Source organism: Bacillus haikouensis, from assembly GCF_013179555.1.
GTDB lineage: Bacteria > Bacillota > Bacilli > Bacillales > Bacillaceae_B > Rossellomorea > Rossellomorea haikouensis_A.
In genome coordinates, this window is the sequence record NZ_JABMCR010000592.1 from 1 (window position 1) to 807 (window position 807).

Below are 807 nucleotides of genomic sequence, written 5' to 3' on the forward strand. Positions count from 1 at the left end.
ACCCGAAGTCGGTGAGGTAACCTTTTGGAGCCAGCCGCCTAAGGTGGGACAGATGATTGGGGTGAAGTCGTAACAAGGTAGCCGTATCGGAAGGTGCGGCTGGATCACCTCCTTTCTAAGGAATATATATGAAACGTTTGACAGTCGAAGTTTTGTTCAGTTTTGATGGTTCAATCCATTAAATTCAATACACTTATGATAAGCATTGCTTATCATCCTTTTTATGAGTAGGGGCCTATAGCTCAGCTGGTTAGAGCGCACGCCTGATAAGCGTGAGGTCGGTGGTTCGAGTCCACTTAGGCCCACCATATTCATTCATACGGGGCCTTAGCTCAGCTGGGAGAGCGCCTGCTTTGCACGCAGGAGGTCAGCGGTTCGATCCCGCTAGGCTCCACTTAGGTTTTTTACGAAGCGAAGCGGAGTAAAATAACCAACTCATCTCTTTCGAGATGGAATTTGTTCCTTGAAAACTAGATAAAGAGTAATTGATAGTCAAGAAATTACCGAGTATCGCCATTTTAGGTTTAATCCTAACTTAGTAAGTAAGTGAATCAAATTTTGATTTAGCAGCGAGAAGGTCGAGGAAGCGAAGGAGAGAACACCGGAGCGCACTTTTGCGTGCGTGAGGATGTGAACGACTGAGCTGACGAAGAGATTCGAAGCTGATAAAGCAAAATTTAGGTTAAGTTATGAAGGGCGCACGGTGGATGCCTTGGCACTAGGAGCCGACGAAGGACGGGACTAACACCGATATGCTTCGGGGAGCTGTAAGTGAGCTTTGATCCGGAGATTTCCGAATGGGGGAAC

At 47.0% G+C, this 807-nt stretch carries 2 tRNA genes and 2 rRNA genes; all 4 read left to right on the plus strand.

Annotated features, from left to right (window positions below):
* Positions 1 to 115 (plus strand): 16S ribosomal RNA (locus tag HP456_RS24495); the annotation flags it as partial.
* Positions 116 to 231: 116 nt separating this feature from the next.
* Positions 232 to 308 (plus strand) — tRNA-Ile (locus HP456_RS24500).
* 13 nt (positions 309 to 321) lie between these two features.
* Positions 322 to 394: transfer RNA gene (locus tag HP456_RS24505), tRNA-Ala, on the plus strand.
* Between the two features lie 286 nt (positions 395 to 680).
* Positions 681 to 807: ribosomal RNA gene (locus tag HP456_RS24510) — 23S ribosomal RNA — on the plus strand; the annotation flags it as partial.